This window comes from Paenibacillus sp. JT31N17, from assembly GCF_056269255.1.
On the sequence record NZ_JBWDNP010000001.1, the window covers coordinates 1,162,399 to 1,184,079 of the forward strand.

Below are 21,681 nucleotides of genomic sequence, written 5' to 3' on the forward strand. Positions count from 1 at the left end.
CTAGTAAATTCCTTCATATCCCAATTTTTTGACAATTTTATTCGCGGTTACCACCATAACGAGTCCGACTACTCCTTTAAACATCCCGACGGCTATGCCTACGCTGATTTTTCCGCCCACAATGCCCTGGGTATACGAATACGTATCAAACACATCCGCCACGGAGCTGACCAATGGATTCATCATTAACAGAACCTGCTCGAACCCGACATCCGCCATGTTTCCAAAACGGAGAATCAATAAAATGATAATGGTGGGCCGGATCGCCGGGAGTGTAATATGCCAGATTTGCCGAAAGCGGCTGGCTCCGTCAATAACGGCAGCTTCATAGCGGGCAGGATCGACCCCGGCGATGGCAGCGAGAAAAATAATCGTGCCCCATCCGGCATCCTTCCATATATTTTGCAGCGTCAGGAGAACCCAGAAGAACTTGGGCTCGGAGAGGAATAAAACGGGCTGGTTTCCTGAAGCGACAATCAGCTTGTTGACGATGCCGATATCCGAAGAGAACACAAAGAAAGTGAGACTGACCAATATGACCCATGATAAAAAATGGGGGAGATAGACAATCGACTGATTCACTTTCTTGAATAATTCATGTCTCACCTCATTCAGCATTAACGCCAGCAGAATAGGCAAAGGAAAGAAGAAAACAAGGTTGAATATACTGATAACAAATGTATTTCTGGCCATTATATAGAATTGCTCGCTTTGAAATAAATCGGAGAAATGCTTGAATCCAACCCAACTGCTGCCGAAGAAGCCCTTGAAGGGGCTATAATCCTGAAACGAGAGAAGAAGGCCCCAGACAGGTATAAATTTAAACAGGAAGAAATAGATGATTCCCGCCGACATCATCAGATAAATGTAGCGGTTCCTTTTTATTCTGGCCCATCGTTTATGATTTGGCAGTATTCGCTCCATTACAAGCCTCCATTCGAAACGGTAAGGAGAGTTGGATAAGCTGGGGTCTTTAAAAGACTTTAAAAGACTTTAAAAGACCTTGACAGATCCAACCCTTCTTACAGAAGTCTTTAAATTGAGATCATGATTCGGCTATTGCTGTGTACGCGACTTAAGATCCTTGGCAAATTCCTGATAGGCTTTCTTGATTTTCGGATCGCCGTTAACCTTATCGACATATTGCTTATATTGATCCATTGTAATTTGGCCCACAATGGCCTTGATTCGGGTGCTTTTCAATTCCGCTTCGTAGGTTGGCCATACATCGACCCAGGTTGGGGAATATAAATACCCGAACACGTCGGTCCTGCCGATTTGGCCATAGATCTCCATATCCTTTTGTTTCGCCTCGTTTGCAGCCTTGGATGCTCCGGCATAAGCCACTTTTCCCCATTTGGAGTACGCGGGAGTCAGCGCAGCAATGCTGTCGACCGTAATTTCCTGTTTACCCAGGTCGGTCAAGACCTTCTCGCCATTGACGTTGTTGTAATGCACGCCTTCCTTTCCGTAGTAACCCAGATCAGTGATCTCCTTGGATGCGGTTTTTTCGAAGAAGTCCAATATTTTCGATACCTTTTCCTCGGGTACCTTCTTGCTGATGTACTGGCCGCCGCGGGTTCCGATATCAAGCATCGCTCCGTCGCCTCCGGGACCTTTCAAAGGCTGCAGGGATACTACGTTACCTTCGGGTTGGGTTTTCTTCACATTATCCGTATATACGAAGCTGTAATAGGCGCTGGCATCGAATGCGAATGCTCTTCCCGAGCTGAACAAATCTTTTTGCTGCGTGACCGTGAGTGCGGAGAATTCCTTCGCGATCAGCCCTTCCGCATAAAGCTCCCTGAACCACTCCACCAGCTCGGTGAACTGCGGAGTCAAGTACGAATACATCAGACCGCCATCCGCATCATAGGTCGGTTCAGGCACGCCAAATGCCGCATTCAGGGAAGGGGAGCTCACCGCATCGGCAATGTCATAACCGATCGTACCGTTGCCGCCGGCCGGGTTGTTTTTCACGACGGCTTTCAGCGCCTCTTTAAACTCGTCGACGGTTGCGGGCATCGGAATATTGGCTTTATCCAGCCAATCCTTACGGATCATGATCGTATTGTCGATCTGCGCCCTGCTTCTCGGAATTCCCATAATTTTGCCGTCATACTTGACGTAATTCCAGGAGCCTGGAACCATATTGTCACGTAAATTCGGATAGCTGGAGAAATCGCCGAGAAAAGGAGTCAAATCCCAAAAGGCGCCTTCTTTGATCGCGTTGACCAAAGTTGGCCGGGTAAAATCCGCCTTCAATACTTCGGGAATATCTCCGGAAGCAAGCACAAGATCCAGCTTGGAATTGTAATCGCTTCCATCCAGAACGAAAGTTATATTGAGCTTGGTATTTGTGAGCTTTTGCAATTCGGAATAATACGCGTTATCCAGCTTGGGTATGGTATTGGTAAAATTGGTCATGATTTCGATGGGCAAGGGACCCGCTTCTGCTTCAGCCGCCGTACCCGTTCCGTCGGCTGTCCCTTCAGTCTCCTTGCCTGCGCCTCCGCTGCAGCCATTTAGAACAAGCAGGCTGAGAATGAACGGGAGGCTGATTTTGACCCATTTCCTTGTCATCTCGGAACACCTCGATTGAGTTAGTGTGATCCACGACGGATCCTGTTTCCCGACCCGAAGGAGCCCACTCTGCAGCAGATCTCCGGGCCGGGAGTCCGTTCAATAGCGGCTTGCGGCCAGCCTCTCCATCAGCTGATTTTTATTGCCTCGAACAGCTCAAGACTCGGGACCTTAACCGATAAAGACCCGCTGCCAGCTGAAAACTCGTAATCTTTGCCGGTGACAAGGCTTTTGACGGATTGCGGTTGGTGCTCCTTATCATATGGAATCGTGACTTCAAGATTGTACATCGGAACCGGAGCATAGAAGGTTACGCCAAAATGCCCCGACCCGTTCACCAGATGAAGCAGCTCCGAAGAACCGTCCTCCTTGGCAAACAAGGCGGCTTCGACCATCGGCGAAAGATTGCCCTCAATGCGCTTCAACCCGGCGGTATGCTCCAGCAAATCCGCGATCAGATCTATCGTGTTTGTATGCCCTTGGCGGTGAAACAGAGACCCTGGCCGCCAGGGAATGAAGATGCCTTTTCCTTTGCCGTACGGATTGACTGTAAAGCCGGGATGATCCGTAACCTGCGTATAATAACAGCGTTCCGGAGGTCCGAACATATGAGGGGGAATCAGGGACAGATGCTTCTCCACCTTGTCTTCATAGTCAGCGTAAATATAGCTTCCGTCGATATAAGCCAGGTCCGTCGCAGGGAAACGGCTGAATCCGGTTTTGTCGGTCAGCTTGAAGCAGGAGGAGGTCATATCCTCTACAATCTCGTTCACTCTCTCAATACCGAGACACTTGAGAGCGGGGGAAGATCGTCTCTCGTAGGCGTCATCGGAAAAACCGCCGCGCGATACCGAGATGACAACGCCTCCTTCTTCAGCGAAGGCGTCGAGCTTACGTGCAAGTTCGTCGCTGATCGGCTGGTAATCCGGGACAATGACCGCTTTGAATTTGTCCCACGGCACCTCGGCGGCCACCGGCACCATGATGGCGTCGAACATATAATGATTTTCCGCCAGGAACCGGAACCAGCCTTGATATTCGCTTGTGCTGCCGTCAGGACCTCTAAGCAATGCAATGGTCGACCTGGAGGCAATATCCCTGTATTCGTCCTGATGCTCGGCATGGTAATGAAAAGCCTTCTTGATCCTTTCATAGCCTGATTTATCCTCATGGTTGTCGAGCCGCCCAATCAGATAATAATCGAGTCCGCCGCCGTTGGTCAGGTTTTGGTACAGCCTGAGCTCCTGCTGATGCGAGGATACGGCGACATGACGGTATTGATAATCTATGAAATCAACCGTAGTATTTAATGAAATCATGGGCTTATAGGAGCCGAGTACAAATTTGGTGTTATCGGAAGCATCATATTGCCAATGGGGCAGAGATCGGGCAATCGCCGTGTTGGATTCCTGTCTGTACACGCTGCGCTGGTTAAGGTTGTTGGAGATGAGCAGGTCGGGATTGATGCTTGTGATCGCGTCATAAATTCGTTTGGAGTGTTCCTGCAGCGTAATGTTTTTGAATACCTTGTATTTGCGGAATACCGGATCCTTCATGTCCTCCTTAGTGGGCAGCGGCAGGTCAAACATAGCTTTGAATTTTCGTTGGCAGTTGTCGCATTGGCAGATTCCATGATAGTTGTAGCTGTAATCCTTCACCTGATAGCCGCCCATGTTGAAGAAAATACCGTCAAAGTCATGAGTGGTCAGCAATTCGCGGATGATCTCGATTGCATAGTCCTGCTGGTAGTCACTGTTCAGGCACACATGGACATCGCCATTGTAATCGACGATATTGCCCTGGACGCTCTTGTATGCCCATTCGGGATGCTGCTCAAAGACCGGTCTGCGGACCTTGGAGAAGTCGGTTCTGGCCGTCACGACTATATCCGCTTTATGGCAGGCTTCAATGATATCCTGCAGACTGTCTCCCTGCAGAAACGGACTTTGGAACTGAAAGGGGAGCTTGGTCGGATAACTGGCGATAATGCCCGCTGCATTAAGCAATACAGAGGTTGCTTTAAATTCCTGGAGATCCGCGACGAACTGTTCGGCATTGATATCCATCATATCGATTTCCCGCAAGTTCGTTTGAATTTGTCTCCATGGGCGCTTGGCCCACCAATCCGGTCTGCTTTCCGCTTCTATTGATTTGGACATTGAACGAATACCTCCGATACATTCATGGATTGTTGTTCCTTAGTGACTAAACTCTTGGTCCGCTGCACCATCATGCGAAGAATCATTTCCTGACATTTGTTCCTGCGATCGTCCAAAAGCAGGCGGGATCCCTCCTTGATTCGTTTTATTGGTCGTAGATCAAGTCCGCATAATAAGCATATTGGTTTAACCCTTCGGCATTCAATGGACTTCCTGTGACATTGTCAAAATAAACAGGTTTCAGGGATGAAAGGTCATAAACGGTCCAGGATAGGCGAGGTGAAGCGGGTAAATGTCCTGTATTGCAGGGAATATATGCCCCGCAATGACCTGCCGGCGGCAATTATTGGCCAAATTTTATACTTTCCGGCGTGTAATATAATCAGCACGAGACGGGCGAAATCATAAAATGACTATATGATGCCAGATAGCGGAGCCAGTATAGTATATAAAGAGGCTGAAAATAAATTTTCACTAATGGAGGGAAAAAATGAATCCTATTCATGTTGTCCTGACAACCGTGCCGTATGAGAATGAGCATTGGGACAGACTCTGCCAAGCATTCGCGCCAGCCGAAATCATCCGGCTTCGTCCGGACGATTCTTCAGGAATCGAAGCGGCCCTGGAACGGGCGGACGCGGCCGTTCTGAGCGGCGATCTGGATGAGCGGTTTTTGAATGCGCCGCAACTGAAATGGATTCATTGCGATCATGCGGGCTTGAACAAATGCGCCTGGCCCGAATTGTTTGAGCGCGGTCTCCTGGTGACCAGCTCTGCTGGACGGTCTGCGCCGGCATTGGCGGAGCATGCTCTCTTCTTCATGCTGGCACTGGCTTACCGGTATCCGGATTTCCTGGATGCGCAGCGGGCCCGCCGATGGGGGATTCCGGGCCAGGATCAGCTGCGGGGATTGTATGGCAGGGTAACCGGAATTGTCGGCATGGGTCATACCGGCACGGAACTGGCCATCCGGGCGAAGGCGATGGGCATGGAGGTCCTCGGTTATCGCCGAAGCCCGGGCGAGCTTCCGCCGGGAGTTGATCGTCTGTTCTGCCAGGAGCAGGGCGGGAGATTGGAGGATATGCTGCCGGAGTGCGATTTTGTTGTGCTCGCCCTGCCGCTTACGAACGCCACACATCATCTCATCGGCGAGCGGGAGCTTGCTTTGATGAAGCCTGGATCATACCTCATCAATATGGCCCGCGGAGCGGTGGTCGACGAAGCTGCCCTGATTGCTGCCCTGAATGCCGGCAAGCTGGGCGGAGCCGGGCTGGATACCTTTGCGCAGGAACCGCTCCCGGCCGATAGCCCCTTGTGGGATGCCCCGCGTACGCTTATTACACCTCATACTACGCCGCAGGTTCCTGACCGCACTGGACGGTCACTGGATATTATCTGCGAGAACGTAAGGCGGTATCGCAGAGGAGCGCCCATGCTTAATGCATTGAAACCAACGGATGTCTACACACCTGCAACAATCTGATTGAACCTTGGCAAGAAGAAACGGCTACCGCTGTCCTTGACGGCGAACTTAGTTGACCGGTATGCCCGGATTTCTGTGAAGAATGGTGCAATAAGATGGAGGCGCTCCCCATGCTGAAGGGGGCGCCTTTTTATGTTCACTATTTGATACCGCTATTCAGGAACTTGGGTGCGGCGGTATTCCCAAGGGGCCGAATGCCCGCTGAATCAACCCGCAGCGATGGAATGGACAAGATAATGCGAGTTTTCAAAAAAGTCCACTTGCAGGAAAAAGCGCTGCATTACATACTGGAAGTTAACAAACGCGACTGACAGCCTGCGAGAAGAAAGGAGGCTCCGGATAAAGCTGCAAAAAAGGGTGATTAGATGCTTGTCAAGCGAATAAATGTAAACGCTTACTGTAAATCTGTTCCCGCAACATGTATCCGTCTGAAAATCATGCCGTCATTTTAGCCGGAGGTGAGATGAATTGTTAAAGAGCAGGCATTATCGCAAAAGCTTGATCCTGATCCTGATTATTTCCAGCATACCGGGTCTCATTATCGGGGGAATTATTTATTGGCTGGCCGGCGGACGGATGGAGACCGAGCTGTTGAAGCTGCATGCCAATCAGATCAGGCAAAGAGCCTCCAATATGGACGATCAATTCTCGTATTTGGAATTATCGCTGGCGCATTGGGCCTTCGATCCCAAGTTCTCCAACAGCATTAAAAATGTTGACTTTATCCGGGATTTTCAAGTGGCCCGGGATATTACCAAGACGCTTCAGATTATGCAGGGCTCGAACCCCCTGGCGAGGCAGGTGGAGCTATATATTAACAAGGATCAGCCGGTAAGATTCACGCCTGAATATGATGTAATGCGCGATGAGCCGCTGGCGCAGAGCTATAATGCGCTGCTGACGGAAGGAAACCAGGTCTTCTGGTCGATGGAGGCGGCGAGTCCGGACAATCCCGGCACCTCCGATCTGGCCCTCATTCATAAAATACCGGGCTATGATCTGCATCCGATCGGCTTTATCATGGTCCGTCTGGATCAGGACAAGGCGGCAGGCCTCTTGAAAACGTTAACGCCGTATAATGACGGCGACACCTTCATGATGGAGGAAAACGGGAGCACCTTGATTTCCAACTCGAGCACTGTCGATTCCACCGCCTTCGATGAAGCTTTGAAAAAGCAGGTATTCCTGCAGGACAGCGAGGCAGGTTCGTTTCTCTACAGCTGGAATCACAATACCTATACCGTATCGTATGGAACCTTCTCAAGAATCGGCGTCAACTGGAAATACGTTTCGGCAGCGCCGATCGGCGTAATTACCAAGCCGGTTGTGCTGATTTCCAAATTTATTATTTCCTTGAGCATGGCCTCGCTGCTTCTTGCGGCATTGCTGTCCTGGCTGGCCTCCAGAAAAATATATTCTCCCGTGAACCGGCTGGTTCATTTGTTGACAGGCGGCAAGCCGCTTGCCGGCGAAATGCTGGAGCACCGGGACGAGTTTCTGATGATTGAAAAGCAGTGGCAGCATCTGACCCGGGAGAGCACGACGCTTCAGCATAAGCTTGCGCAGCAGCTGCCCCACGTGAAGGAGGGTTTTCTGCTGCAGCTGCTCCAGGGGTTTCTGTACTCCTACTCCGAAGAGGACATACGGGAGAGGATGCGCAGTTACGGCTGGGCGACAGATGGACGCCAATTCCTCGTGCTGCATATTCAATTGACAGGCTTCGAGAATCTGGAGGACCGGTTCACGCAAGGGGATGAAGGTCTGGTTACCTTCGCGGCCGCCAATATTACGGCTGAGGTGGCAACCAATATGCTGGAGCAGGCGGATGTCATTAATTTTCACGACTTAACGATCGGCTTGATCATGATGCTGCCGGATGAGCAGCCCTTCCATAACGCGGTCAGCGCTTTCAGCGAAGAACTGACGCAGGCGGTTAATCAGCTTTTGAAACTGCATGTTTGCATCACCATCGGACAATCCTCCAACTCGATTATTGCAATTCCTTCCCTTTTTGAAGAGGCGAAGCAGGCCTCGGGCTACCGGAGATTCGGAAGCCAGAATCAACTCATCGATTTAAAATCACAGAATGTCTGGGAGGATTCGGGCGAGCTCCGTTATCCTTTTGTGCTGGAACGGGAAATTATCCAGGCGATCCGGACAGGCAAGCGGGAGGAAGCGGAGGAGTTCATTACCGCCTTTATGGACGCGCTTATACTGACAGGCTCGAATGAGATCGAAGTGCAGCAGGGAATGCTGCAGCTGCTGGGCAGCATACAGCATGCGATTCGCCAAGCGGGGATGAGTCCGGGCCGTATCTTCAAGTCGGTCAATATGTACGAGCAGCTGTCGCAAATCCGCGAGCCGCAAAAAATGTTCAACTGGTTCAAATTTAACGTGGTGCAAACCTTTGTGCGCGAATTCGAAGCCAGAGCGGATGTGCATGTAAAGAAAATGGTCGAGGCAGGCATGATTTATTTGCAGAACCATTATATGAATGATATCTCGCTTGACAGCTGCGCCGAGCACATCGGGACGAATCCGGTCACGCTAAGCAAGATTTTCAAACAGGTGTCCGGCAAAAATTTCATCGATTATTTGACGGAGCTGCGCATGGACAAGGCCAGAGAGCTCCTGAGGGATACGCAGCTGAAAATCAACGACGTCGCCGAGGGCGTGGGATACCAGCAGAGTTATTTTAACCGCATCTTCAAGAAGCAGCAGGGCATAACACCCGGCCAGTACCGGGAGTCCAGCAGGGAAATATAATGGCGTTTGCAAGAAAGGCAAAGTCCGGAAAAATAATCCTATCGGGCTGTTCCGGCCTGTAATGACCTGATCAAAAAAGTACGGTTGCGGGAAAAACGGCCAGTGCGTATGGTGAAACCGAAGGCAGAGCGATCCCAAAATAAGATGCGAAGGAGTGATAACAATGAGTGGGCGTATCGAACCCATGGGGAGCATGATCCAAAGAGCCGACGATCCCCATAAAAACCGGCGGCGCTTGCTTTCACGGGTGAAGAAGGATAAATGGCTGCTGCTGCTTGTACTGCCGGGACTTATCTATTTTATCGTATTCAAGTATTTGCCGATGTGGGGGCTCTTGGTCGCCTTCAAGAATTACCTGCCGTTTCTCGGGTTTTTCAAGAGCGAATGGGTAGGACTGGACAACTTCAGGCAGTTTATACAGGACCCGATTTTTCTGAATTTAATGCGCAATACATTCCTGCTTGGCCTCTACGACATGATTTTCTTCTTCCCTGCTCCGCTGGTTCTGGCCTTGATGTTGAACGAAATCCGCATCTCCGGCTACAAGCGGTTCATTCAAACGCTTATCTATGTTCCCCACTTTATTTCCATGGTGATCGTGGCCAGCATTTCTTTTCTCCTCCTGACGACGGAGGGAGGCGTCATTAACGAGCTGCTTTTCAAATTGCTGGGTCACCGTTTTGACTTTCTTACGAGCGAAGCCTGGTTTCGTCCGATGATCATCGGCCAGACGATTTGGAAAGAAGCCGGCTGGGGAACGATTATATTTCTTGCCGCACTTGCGGGAGTCGACCAGGAGCAGTATGAGGCTTCCATCGTGGATGGCGCAGGCAGACTCCGCCAATTATGGCATATTACGCTTCCCGCCATCCGGGGAACGATTGTTGTGCTGCTGATCCTGCGCACAGGGAACTTTTTGGACCGCGGCTTTGAGCAGGTTCTGCTGATGGGCAACGCGCTGAACCGGGAGGTCGCGAATGTATTCGATACGTATGTCTATACGGTCGGGATCACGCAGGGCGCGTTCAGCTACAGTACGGCTGCCGGATTGTTCAAAGCGGCGATCGGGATCATGCTTGTCCTGCTGTCTAATTATCTTGCCAAACGGGCAGGCCATCCGGGCATCTACTGATCGGGGGAGAGAGGATCATGAGAAACAACACGATAGGCGGGAAAATATTCGATGCCGCCAACTATGCGCTGCTTGCGGTTATTGCGGCAGTAATGATCATACCGATTATGTACATCGCGGCGGGATCGTTTGCAACCGAAGCGGATATGATCAAGAGGGCTTTCTTCATCATCCCGGAGACCATTTCGTTTGATGCGTACAAGTATGTCTTTCACGACGCTACCTTCCCCAGAAGCCTGCTTGTATCGGTATTCGTCACGGTTACGGGTACGCTGATCAATCTCTTTTTTACTTTTACGATGGCCTATGCGCTGTCCCGCCGGGATATGCTGGGGAGAACCGTATTCATGAATATGATCATCTTCACCCTGGTATTCAGCGGCGGAATTATTCCAACCTTTCTGGTCGTGAAGAGCCTGGGTCTCTTGAATTCATATTTTGCCGTGCTGCTGCCCGCTGCGATCAGCGCCTTTAACCTGATTATTGTGAAATCGTTCTTTCAGGAGATTCCGGGAGAGCTGATTGATTCCGGAAAAATAGACGGCTGCTCCGATATCGGCATTCTATGGCGCATTGTGCTGCCGTTATCCAAGCCGGTAATCGCCACGTTCGCGCTTTTCTACGCGGTGACGAACTGGAATGATTTCTTCAATGCGCTGCTCTATCTGAACGATCCGAAAATGTGGCCGATTCAGGTGCTGCTCCGGCAAATCATTCTTGTTTCCTCCGGAGCGCTTGATATCTCGACGATGGATCCGAACTACGTCAAACCACCGGATCAATCGATCAAAATGGCGGTCATTGTCGTGGGCACCCTGCCCATTCTGCTGGTATATCCGTTTTTGCAGAAGCATTTTGCCAAAGGGGTGCTGATTGGCGCCGTGAAAGGTTAGAAGGGCTCAGCAGCTGCTTGATCCATAATAAAGGGAGGAACGATGAAAATGATAAAAAAGATGAAGTCCAAACGATCATTTATTGTTCTCGCAAGCCTGGTGCTGGCGCTTGCTGTATCCGCGGCAGGATGCAGCTCGGGGAAGACCGCCAACACGGCGGGTACGCCTGATGGGGACCAGGCGGCGGGCGGAACGCAGGCAAATGAAGAAGCTCCGTTTCCCATAAGCGTAATGATGAGAAGCTTTAATAACGACATGATTACATCGCAGAGTACCATCTGGAAGCAGACGGAGGAATATACCAATACCAAGCTGTCTATTTCATTCACGCCGGATGCCGGCTATCTGGACAAGATGAATATTACGCTGGCCTCGGGTTCGATGCCGATGGTAATGTTCGCTCCCAACGTGAAAATTTCGAGCATAGCGAACGCGATCAAATCAGGCGCCTTCTGGGAGGTTGGCCCCTACCTGGAGGATTATCCGAATCTCAGTCAAATGAATCCGACCATTCTCAACAATATTTCCACTGAGGGCAAGGTTTACGGCTTATATACCTCCAGGGCGCTCGGCAGACTGGGCGTATCCTACCGCAAGGATTGGCTCGACAATGTGGGGCTTACGGAACCAAAGACGATAGACGACTTTTATAACATGCTGAAGGCCTTCACGAACAACGATCCGGATAAGGACGGCAAGAACGATACGTATGGCATGGTCGTCACGAAATATGCGGGACCGTGGGATATTATGCAGACCTGGTTCGGCGTTCCGAATCAATGGGGCGTGGGCGGGGACGGCAAGCTGGTAAAAGCGGAACTTACGCCGGAGTATATGGAAGCGCTTAAATTTTTCAAGAAGCTGTATGACGAGAAGCTGGTCAATCCCGATTTTGCCGTCTATGATTCCGCCAAGTGGAACGACCCGATCATTAATGACCAGGCCGGGGTTGCCGTTGACGTTGCCGACCGCTCCTATCAAATCGAAGAAGCAATGAAGACGGCTAAGCCCGACACGACCGCCTCGATTGATCTGTTCGGGGCCGTGAGCGGACCGACAGGGCTACACAACCTCCCGACAACCGGATACGGCGGCGTGTTCCTTATATCCAAGTCATCCGTGAAGACCGAAGCGGATCTGAAAAAGGTGCTGGGCTTCTTCGACAAAATCGAAGACAAGGATATGCAGATTCTGATTTCATACGGCATTGAAGGCAAGCATTACAAGGTAGAGGACGGCAAAATGATTCCGATCCTGCTGAATACAGACCCGCAGCCCGCTGATATCAATATCAAGAGCTTTAACCAATTGTTGATCGGAGTTCCGGATGTGCTCACAACCGCCTTTAAACCGGCTACCCCGCTGCGCGGCAAAGTGCAGGAGGTGCAGGAAGCGAACCTGGACATCGTCGTGCCGAATCCCGGCGAGCCGTTATACTCGGCAACCTACACGGAGAAGGGCGCACAATTGGATACGATCGCGGCCGATGCCAGAATCAAGTTTATCGTCGGCAAAATCGACGAAGCGGGATTTCAAGCCGATATGGATTTATGGAGGAAGAGCGGCGGGGATGAGTACGTGAAGGAAATGAACGAAGCCTATGCCGCCAGCCAGCAGAAATAAGGAGAAGATATGATCCCGATTACAATTACAGGAGGTTGACGAATATGGGCAAAGGTAAAATATGGGCGCCGGAATGGTCCTTCGCCAAGGACCGGACGACAGGCGTGAACATCTGCCAATTAACGAATTATATGGGCCACAGCTATCATCTCTACTTTACGGAGAAGGGGTGGTATAACGAGGGAAGAAATCTGGTCTTCCGGTCTGACCGGGACAATACCTCGAACCTGTTCAGCATCGACTTGCAAACCGGCCAAATTCTCCAGCTGACCGATCTGGGGAAAGGACCTTCCTACCTGAGCGCTTGTCTTCATCCGCAAGGAAGCGAGGTCTATTTTCACCATAACCATTCCCTGGTTGCCCTTGATCTGGAGACATTGGAGCAGCGGACCTTATATGAAAAGCCGGATGGCTTCAATATCGGCAGCTTCAATTGTACGGCGGACGGCGGCCACCTGCTGCTGGCGCTGGGCGAAGATATATCCTCCAGGGTGGAGTCGGATTTGAAGAACGGCTATGTCGGGTTCGAAGAGGTTATGCGGGCACGCCCGCTGAGCCGCATTCTTCGCATATCGCTGCAAACCGGAGAAGTGGAGACGGTGTTCGAGGATGAGTGCTTCATCGGCCATATCAACGCTTCCCCGACCGCATCGAATCTGCTGACCTTCTGCCATGAAGGCCCCTGGAATATCGTCGATCACCGGATCTGGGGTCTGGATCTGGATACGGGCCGGAAATGGAAAATCCGCAGCCGGACCGAGCCGATGGAGATGGTGGGCCATGAATACTGGCTGGCTGGAGGAGAATATGTAGGCTACCACGGCATGCGGGAAAGCGGCGTTAATTTCTTCGGCAGAATCCGACCGGACAATACAGGACTGGAAGAAGTGGAATTCCCGTTTACGACCTGGCACTCGTACTCCAGCGATTTCTCCCGCATCGTTGTCGACAGCCGGGATACGGTCACTTCCATGTGCCTGTGGCAGAGGGAGGGAGACAGCTTCGCCGGGCCGCGCGTCCTGCTCGATCACCGCTGCAGCTTCCATGTGCAGAAGGTTCATGCGCATCCTTTGTTTACGCCTGACGGCAACAAGCTTCTGTACACAAGCGACAAGAACGGTTACGGCAATCTCTATCTGGCGGATATTCCCGAGGATATCACGCAGCTGCCAGAGCTTGTGCTGCCCGAAAATTACAGATTTCCAAAAATAGTCTGATTAACCGGGAAAGCTTATGACCGGGTTTCGAAAGGGAGGTTTGGAGTTTGCCAAAGCTGCAGCTCAACGAGATAGCGGTTAAAGAGGCGATTAACCGGGTGACGGAGCGTGTGTTCCGTATGGATTTCACATGGGATTGGCCTGCAGGAGTTGCATTGTATGGGGTATCCAGGGCTCATGAGGCCACCGGGCAGCAGCGTTATCTGGAGTCCCTGGTACGCTGGACGGATGAGCAGCTGGAGGAAGGCATCCCGAGATTAACGGTGAATGCCGTCTCCATCGGGCATACATTGATTCACTTGTATAAAGAAACGAAGCAGGAGAAATATTTGAATGCTGCAATCAGCATGGCGGAATATTTGCGGACGGAAGCACCGCGTTTTGCGGGCGGCATTTTTCAGCATACGGTATCCCAGAATTACAGCTTTCCGGAGCAAGCCTGGGTGGATACGATGTTTATGGCCGGTTATTTTCTGGTGCGGATGGGAGCGCTGCTGAAGAGCAGCGATTATATGGAGGATGGCCTGCTGCAGTATCACGGACATGAGGACTTTCTGCAGGATGCCGATACGAATTTGTATTATCACGGCTGGGATCATCTTGCCAAAAGCAATATGTCGGCTGTCTTCTGGGCGAGAGGCAACAGCTGGGCGGCCTATACGATGGCTATGGCTTTGAAGGAGGTGGAAGTCACCCATCCGTCCTATATGAGAATATACGACTCGCTTCGCGACCAGTTAAGCACGCTTGTCCGGCTGCAGTCGGACGAAGGCTTGTGGCATACGGTTCTGCAGGATGAGAGCTCCTACTCCGAGGTGTCTGGTTCGTCCGGAATAGCGGCTGCGCTGGTGCGCTATAACGAAGCAATTGGCAGCCCTCTCTACAATACCTATATTCAAAAGTCGATTGCGGGCATTCTCGGCAGCATTACGGAAAACGGTTCTGTTGCGGATGTTTCTGCGGGAACAGCTGTGATGAATAACGCCGACGGCTATAAAGAGGTGCCCCGCCGAAGAGTTCAAGGCTGGGGACAGGGATTGGCGCTTGTATTCCTTGCCTCGCTGCTGACGTATGAATGGAAGGAAACGGAGGACAACGGTCTCATCGTTGAACGCGGCTGAACACGAATCGAAGAAGTCCGATTGCGCCTTGAATGCGCCCGGACTTCTTCTTTTATTATCCCTGCCGATAGAATACAGTCTGCTTTAGTACGTATGGTCTCGATTGGCAGCGCCGGGGCAGGAAATAACGGCGAACGAAAAAAATGCTTGAAATCCTTCCGGGTCTCCCTCATAATTGGAAATGTGCGCGGGCACGAAGACAACCAAGGAGAGAAACAATGACAATCACGATCAGGCATATCGCCGACAAGGCCGGAGTTTCGAGGGGCACGGTAGACCGGGTGCTCAACGGACGTGCAGGCGTCAAGCCGGACGTAAGAGAGAGAATACTGGCGATTGCCAAGGAGATGGATTATTCGCCGAACGTGGCCGCGAAAGCATTGGCTTACAGCAAGAAGCCCATTTTATTCGGGGTGGTGATGCCGCCGCGGGAGATCAGCTTTTTTGACGAAGTCAGACGTGGAATTCAGCAAGCAGCCGAGGAATTGAAGGATTTGGGAATTCGTCTGGAATACGAATATGTGGACAACCGCAAGCATGAAGAGGGCGCTTCCGCCATCGACAAGCTGGTAGACATGGGGGCGGACGGCATTTTGTTTGCGGCGATGGATGACGATCTTACCAGAGCCAGCATCGATCGCGCGGCCAGCCAGGGAGTACCGGTCGTCACGTTCAATTCGGACGTGGAGCATTCAAGGCGAATTTGCTTTGTCGGCCAGGATCTTTCCAGAAGCGGACGGATAGCAGCGGGTCTGATGAGCAGGGTTTTGAAAGCGGATTCCAAGGTTCTCGTCGTCACCGGCAGCTTGAATTTCCACGCTCACCGTTCCAGGGTGGAGGGCTTTGAGAACAACCTGGAGAAGAGCGGCATCGACATCGTGCGAGTAGCGGAAGGGTTCGATCAATACGAGCTTACCTTTTCCCAGATCGACCAGGCTTTCGTGCAGGAACCCGGGATTGCAGGAATTTATATGGCAACCGGCGATGTCGGCGCATGTATAGATGCCATAAAACGCCATAAAAGGGAGGGGAAGGTGAGAGTCGTATGCAATGATCTGCTGCCGGAAACGGAGCGGGGCATGAGGGAAGGCATCATCGACTTTACCATCGTTCAGAATCCATCCATGCAGGGCTACCGGGCGCTGCGAATTCTGTTCGATCACCGCTTCCTGGGCAAGCCTCCGGAGCAGGAATACTATTTTACAGAGACACATATTATTATCCCGGAGAGTATGTGATTTTTTTTACCTCAAATCGTGCCCGGGCACGGAAAGAAAAAGCATCATTTCAACTTAGTAGAAGGAGCCAATACGATGAGCCTGCAGAATTGGATTGAAGCATGCGCGGATAACGACATTGAGGTTGAGGACGTCATCCGGTTTGACCATGGAGAGGGAACGTATGCGATTTATCGTACGGATAAGGGAGATTACTACGCGACCGACGGATTTTGCACCCACGAGCAAATTCATTTATCAAACGGGCTCGTCATCGGCCAAATCATCGAATGCCCGAAGCATAACGGCAAATTCGATATTCCCACGGGCCAGGCCAAGCGCGCTCCCGTCTGCGTTGATTTGCGCACCTACCCCGTGAAGATCGAGGACGGCAAGGTTTGGATACAGATACGCAGTTAACTTCATGCAAAGGTGGAGCGCCATGAAATGAAAACGTATTCAGCAAAACCGTTGGAAAAAATGGGCCTGCAGATTTATGAATTAAGCGATTCCCAAAGCCGTTCAACCGTAGAAATCATACCGGAGGCGGGCAATAATCTCTACCGCTTCGAATGTGACGGCCGCCAGATTATGATGTCTCCGGACAGCCTGCCCGCCTTGAAAAGCGAGCCTTTGGCGAGCTTCAAATACGGTACGCCGATTCTGTTCCCGCCCAACCGGATCAAGAATGGAACATATCGTTTCCGGGGCAGAAGCTACCGTCTGCCGATCAACGAACCTCCCGATCATCATCTCCATGGGGAGCTATGCTCAAGAGCGTGGGAGGTTGTCGGGATCGGGGCCTCGCAGGAGGAAGGGGCTTATCTGATCAGCCGGTTTCGATATGCGGACCATCCGGATTTGTTGGCGTACTTTCCGCATGAGCTCGTCTTCACTGTCAAGTACCGCCTTTATGAAGGCAGGCTGCATTTTCACGGCACGATCGTGAACGAAGGGAAGGAAGCGGCTCCCTTCGCATTCGGACTTCATCCCTATTTCAACATCCCCTTCGATGCGGGTGAACGCCTGACCCTGAACGTTCCCGCCAAGGAGGAATGGCCGGTAACGAATCAGGCTTTCGTAACGGGACTGCCTTCCGTGACGCCATTCGCCGCTGCGCTGAATGAGGGAGCCGCGCTCGCACAGATTCCGCCGCTCGCCTGTTCATTAATCGCCTTAAGCGAAGGGGAGCGGACATGCCGGATCGGAATCGGGGAGCAGGGTTATTCCATCGCTTTCCGGATAGACGAAGGTTTTCCGTATGTTGTCCTGTTCCGTCCTGACTGGGGCGCAGCTTACTCCATAGAACCCTACACATGCCTGACGGACGCGTTTAACCTGCCCTATGGAGAGGAGCGGACGGGAGCGCGAGGAATCGAGCCGGGGGAAGTCATCAAGCTGTCGGCCAGCATTTGGGTTGATTCCGTTTAAAATCAATCAGTAGGAGGAATCGTGGGAATGATCGATTTGAATCTGAATGTCGAACCGGAAATGCCTGAGCGAAAGGGTTATCGGATTGGCTGCATCGGCTCCGGCTTTATCATGCGGGATTGCCATCTTGTGGCTTACCGCGATGCGGGCTTTCACCCTTTTGCAATAAGCTCGAGAACGTTTGAGAATGCCAAGGCGGCTGCGGAGCTTAGAGGAATTCCTCATGTGTACCGGACCTGGGAAGAACTGATCCAGGACAACCGGGTGGAGATACTGGATATCGCGGTTCCGCCGGACCGTCAGCTGGAAATCGTGCGGTATGCGGTCAAGTACCCTCACATCAGAGGGATTTTATGCCAGAAGCCGCTCGCGATGAATATCGGAGAGGCGCGGGAGATCGTGAAGCTCTGCGGGGAAGCCGGGATCAAGCTCGGGGTGAATTCCAATATGAGATACGACCAGTCGATTCGCGCTTTGAAGACGGTACTTAAGCGCGGCTACCTGGGCGAACCTGTTCTGGCGACGATTGAAATGCGGGCGATTCCGCATTGGCAGGATTTCCTCAGCCAATATGATACCATCGGTATTCTTAATATGGGCATACACCATATCGATGCCTTTCGCTATCTATTCGGCGACCCGGAGAAGATTACAGCCGTTACAAGGCGGGATCCCCGGATAAAGTTCAAGCACATCGACGGCATTTCTCAATACTCATTCCAGTATGGCAGCGAGCTGATGGCGACAAGCCTTGACGACACATGGGCTTGGCCTGGTGAAGGAGCCGAGAAGGATATCTATATCAAATGGAGGGTCGAAGGGCTGGAGGGCATGGCTCAAGGTACGATCGGCTGGCCGGATTATCCCAAGAGAACGCAGAGCACAATGGAGTTCACCACCAAGCAGTCGCCGAACGAATGGTTCCGGCCAACATGGGAGGGCGTATGGTTTCCCGATGCATTCCAAGGGACGATGGCACAGCTGCTCCGCGCCGTCGAGACGGATTCGGAGCCGGAAATAGGCGGCAGGGACAATCTGCGGACGATGGCACTGGTTGAAGCCTGCTACAAGTCGATTGCCGAAGGGCGTACGGTCACATTTTCGGAAGCGCTTTCCTGATTTGTTTGAAAACCCAATTCCAAGGAGGAATCGTCCATGATATCAGTAGGTATTTTTAACGGTTATTATCCTTATTCGCTGGCGGAGAGCATTGCCCGAATCCAGAAGGACGGCATGTCCTGCGTCCAGCTTGATCTGTCGTTCAAGGACATGGACGTAACGCCGGGAACGCTGAACCGGGAGCAAGCCCATCGGATTCGGGATGCGTTCCGGGATGCCAATCTGCCTATCGTCTGTATCTCCGGCTACACGAATATCATTCACCCGGATCCGGTCAAACGGGCGGATAATATCTTCAATTTGAAGAAGCTTCTGGAGTTCGCACGCGATCTCGGCTCCCCTTATGTGATTAGCGAAACCGGCACGTTCAACCCCGAGAGCGACTGGGTATGGGATCCAAAGAACGGCACCGAGGAAGCGTACGAGGAGGTATGCAGACAGTTGGAGGACCTGGCGAAGTTCGCATACGATCACGGCTCGATGTTTCTCGTAGAAAATTATGTCAACAATGTCATCGGTTCCGTGGATCAATTGACCCGGTTATTTGCGGATGTATCCCATCCCGGCCTTGGCTTGCTGATGGACCCGACGAACTATTTCACAGATACGAATATTGGCCGCGTCGACGAGGAGATCGACCGGATCTTCAATATTCTCGGGGATAAAATCAAAATCGCCCACGCCAAGGACTGCATGCCCGCGCAGGATAAATCGGAGAAGCATGCCGCGATCGATGCCAGCGAGTCGCACACGTTCCGTGGAGCAGGTGCCGTCGAACTGCCAGCGCCCGGGCTTGGCATCCTGAATTACGACTTGTATCTGCGGCGCTTATCCAGGCTTCACCCGAATATTCCGATTATTATTGAGCATCTGGATGAGACTGACATCCCCCGTGCCAAACGGTTTCTTGACGGGAAGTTAAAGGCTGTTGGCGGCTAACAGCAGGCGAAGGAGGAATTGTAATCATGGCAGAAGCCCGCGCAAAAAGGGATTACAGTATTAGCGGTCCAGAGAATCAGCGGGCGCAGGAGAGGGGACTTGCGACCGCGGAATGGTATGTGAGCCCCATTCCCCGCCAGCGGATGAAGGAGCTGATGAAGCGGAGGGACGGTCCGGCCATCCGCGATACGCTGATTTGGTTCGGTCTCTTGATTCTTGTCGGATATATCGCGTATCTGTCCTGGGGGAGCTGGTGGGCCGTTCCGGCTTTTCTCGCTTATGGGATTCTATACGCCACTCCGGGCGACTCCAGATGGCATGAATGCGGACACGGCACCGCGTTCAAGACCATGTGGATGAACGAGGCGGTCTATCAAATCGCTTCGTTCATGGTATTAAGATCGGCGACGCCCTGGCGCTGGAGCCATTCCCGCCATCATACGGACACCATTATTGTCGGCCGCGACCCGGAGATCATTACGGAACGTCCGCCGGTATGGCGAATACTGCTCATGCAGATCTTCCACCTCTACGGCGGTCCGATCGAGATCAAGCGGTTCATCATGCACTGCTTCGGCAGGCTGGATTCTGCGGAGCAGGAATATATTCCTCAGACGGAGCGCCGGAAAACGTACCGCGAAGCCCGCATTTATTTGCTGATTATTTTGTTGGTTATCGCCGCTTGTATTTATTTTGGCACTATCCTGCCGGCCATGTTCGTCTTTCTGCCTTCCTTTTACGGCGGAGTTGTCGTTATTCTGTTCGGCGTCACCCAGCATTTGGGCCTCCATGAAGATGTACTGGATCACCGGCTTAACACCCGCACCATCTATATGAATCCGGTCCTGCGGTTTCTGTACTGGAACATGAATTACCACATCGAGCACCATATGTTCCCGATGGTTCCGTATCATGCGCTTCATAGGCTGCATGAAGAGATGAAGGGCGATTGTCCGGCTGCCCGGCCGGGTCTCTTCGCTGCATTAAAGGAAGTGACCGCTGCCCTGAGAAAGCAAAAACACGATCCCGCTTTTACAGTCGAGAAGCCTCTGCCGGTCACGGCGCGTCCCTACAGGTACGGTCCGGATTCCGTTGAGAAGCATATCGTGAACTGATCGGCAGAAAGATCGGATCACCCGGATTGTGAACCGTTTCATGATAGAGGAAATCCGGTACCGCTGCGCGGCGCCGGGTTTTTTTTATAGAGCAGGGAGGAAATATCTGGTTGTTCTCCACTGGATAAAGTGATACGATGAGTATATTAACCTATCAGATGAGTGGGTGAGGATCATTTCAAAAAAACCGCTTAGCGCAGCCATTTTGTCCAATCTGGAGCAAAGGATTGAGGGAGAGGAATGGAAGCCGGGGCATAAGCTGCCGTCATTGTCCTCACTTGCCGGGGAGTACGGTGCTGGCGTATCGACAATACGCGAAGCATTGCGCATCCTGGAGAACAGGGGTTATCTTCTCATCGAGCAAGGGAGGGGGATGTTTGTCAGGAGCCCCTCGCATTGGCGCAGAGATGATTCGCCGGACATCGGGAATTTGCTGGATGGCAGTCTGGCGTCATTGCTGGAGTTTCGTGAATTGTTGGAACCGGAACTCGCTGCGCTGGCAGCGGAACGCGGATCACCGGGGCAGATCGTCAACATCAAAGCCGCAGCGGCAATGATGATCGAAAACCTGGCCAATGGAGAGGATTATTTTACAGCTGACTTAGCCTTTCATGCGCATATTGCAGAGGCCAGCTCCAACGAAGTGATGCAAAGCGTGATGCAGGGCATCTCTGATCTGATGCTGGAAAGCCGCAGACAAACGATGCGGATTCCGGGAAGCGCGCAGCGGGCTTCGCATTTTCATATGCTGATCGCCCTGGCGATCGAGCAGCGCAATCCCGCGCTTGCCAGAGATACGATGAAGCTTCATCTCAGGGACGTGAGGGAAGACTTGCAGCGGGTCAAGGAATCACCGAAAGCAAACGGCAGATCGAAGGAGTGA

The 21,681-nt window shown here is 51.9% G+C and carries 17 protein-coding genes; 14 read left to right on the top strand and 3 right to left on the bottom strand.

Annotated elements, in window-relative coordinates; translation table 11 throughout:
- From AC0YOB_RS04965 to AC0YOB_RS04975, 3 genes are all read right to left on the bottom strand, one after another.
- A complete protein-coding gene (locus AC0YOB_RS04965; protein ID WP_475791820.1) occupies positions 1–924 on the bottom strand; it encodes an ABC transporter permease in 924 nt (307 codons plus the stop codon).
- 132 nt (positions 925–1,056) lie between these two features.
- Positions 1,057–2,583, bottom strand: a complete 1,527-nt coding sequence (locus AC0YOB_RS04970; protein WP_475791821.1) for an extracellular solute-binding protein — start codon at positions 2,581–2,583, stop codon at positions 1,057–1,059.
- A 128-nt stretch (positions 2,584–2,711) separates the two neighbouring features.
- Positions 2,712–4,742 carry an alpha-amylase family protein gene (locus AC0YOB_RS04975; RefSeq protein WP_475791822.1) on the bottom strand — a complete coding sequence of 677 codons (2,031 nt, stop codon included), beginning with the start codon at positions 4,740–4,742 and terminating at the stop codon, positions 2,712–2,714.
- Between the two features lie 490 nt (positions 4,743–5,232).
- On the opposite strand from AC0YOB_RS04975, the gene AC0YOB_RS04980 reads away from it, so the two are divergent.
- The 14 genes from AC0YOB_RS04980 to AC0YOB_RS05045 all read left to right on the top strand — a co-directional run bounded on the left by AC0YOB_RS04980 (position 5,233) and on the right by AC0YOB_RS05045 (position 21,681).
- Positions 5,233–6,225, top strand: coding sequence for a D-2-hydroxyacid dehydrogenase (locus tag AC0YOB_RS04980; protein WP_475791823.1), 993 nt, complete (start codon positions 5,233–5,235; stop codon positions 6,223–6,225).
- A 468-nt stretch (positions 6,226–6,693) separates the two neighbouring features.
- Positions 6,694–8,991 (top strand): helix-turn-helix domain-containing protein, encoded by a 2,298-nt coding sequence (locus AC0YOB_RS04985; RefSeq protein WP_475791824.1) that lies wholly within the window; start codon positions 6,694–6,696, stop codon positions 8,989–8,991.
- A gap of 184 nt (positions 8,992–9,175) precedes the next feature.
- Positions 9,176–10,123 carry an ABC transporter permease gene (locus tag AC0YOB_RS04990; RefSeq protein ID WP_475792303.1) on the top strand — a complete coding sequence of 316 codons (948 nt, stop codon included), beginning with the start codon at positions 9,176–9,178 and terminating at the stop codon, positions 10,121–10,123.
- A 17-nt stretch (positions 10,124–10,140) separates the two neighbouring features.
- Entirely contained in the window at positions 10,141–11,016 is an 876-nt protein-coding gene (locus tag AC0YOB_RS04995; RefSeq protein ID WP_210040269.1) for a carbohydrate ABC transporter permease, read from the top strand.
- Between the two features lie 48 nt (positions 11,017–11,064).
- Entirely contained in the window at positions 11,065–12,639 is a 1,575-nt protein-coding gene (locus tag AC0YOB_RS05000) for an extracellular solute-binding protein (RefSeq protein WP_475791825.1), read from the top strand.
- Between the two features lie 44 nt (positions 12,640–12,683).
- Positions 12,684–13,856 (top strand): oligogalacturonate lyase family protein, encoded by a 1,173-nt coding sequence (locus tag AC0YOB_RS05005; RefSeq protein WP_475791826.1) that lies wholly within the window; start codon positions 12,684–12,686, stop codon positions 13,854–13,856.
- Positions 13,857–13,903: 47 nt separating this feature from the next.
- On the top strand, positions 13,904–14,977 hold the full coding sequence (locus AC0YOB_RS05010; RefSeq protein WP_475791827.1) for a glycoside hydrolase family 88/105 protein: 1,074 nt from the start codon (positions 13,904–13,906) through the stop codon (positions 14,975–14,977).
- Positions 14,978–15,195: 218 nt separating this feature from the next.
- On the top strand, positions 15,196–16,215 hold the full coding sequence (locus tag AC0YOB_RS05015; RefSeq protein WP_475791828.1) for a LacI family DNA-binding transcriptional regulator: 1,020 nt from the start codon (positions 15,196–15,198) through the stop codon (positions 16,213–16,215).
- Between the two features lie 75 nt (positions 16,216–16,290).
- On the top strand, positions 16,291–16,614 hold the full coding sequence (locus AC0YOB_RS05020; protein WP_475791829.1) for a MocE family 2Fe-2S type ferredoxin: 324 nt from the start codon (positions 16,291–16,293) through the stop codon (positions 16,612–16,614).
- Positions 16,615–16,641: 27 nt separating this feature from the next.
- Positions 16,642–17,625 carry an aldose epimerase family protein gene (locus AC0YOB_RS05025; RefSeq protein WP_475791830.1) on the top strand — a complete coding sequence of 328 codons (984 nt, stop codon included), beginning with the start codon at positions 16,642–16,644 and terminating at the stop codon, positions 17,623–17,625.
- Positions 17,626–17,652: 27 nt separating this feature from the next.
- Positions 17,653–18,744 (top strand): Gfo/Idh/MocA family protein, encoded by a 1,092-nt coding sequence (locus AC0YOB_RS05030; protein WP_475791831.1) that lies wholly within the window; start codon positions 17,653–17,655, stop codon positions 18,742–18,744.
- A 36-nt stretch (positions 18,745–18,780) separates the two neighbouring features.
- Positions 18,781–19,683, top strand: coding sequence for a sugar phosphate isomerase/epimerase family protein (locus tag AC0YOB_RS05035; RefSeq protein WP_475791832.1), 903 nt, complete (start codon positions 18,781–18,783; stop codon positions 19,681–19,683).
- A 26-nt stretch (positions 19,684–19,709) separates the two neighbouring features.
- Positions 19,710–20,798: a fatty acid desaturase family protein gene (locus tag AC0YOB_RS05040; RefSeq protein ID WP_475791833.1), complete on the top strand. Its 1,089-nt coding sequence runs from the start codon at positions 19,710–19,712 to the stop codon at positions 20,796–20,798.
- Positions 20,799–20,964: 166 nt separating this feature from the next.
- A complete protein-coding gene (locus AC0YOB_RS05045; protein ID WP_475766904.1) occupies positions 20,965–21,681 on the top strand; it encodes a FadR/GntR family transcriptional regulator in 717 nt (238 codons plus the stop codon).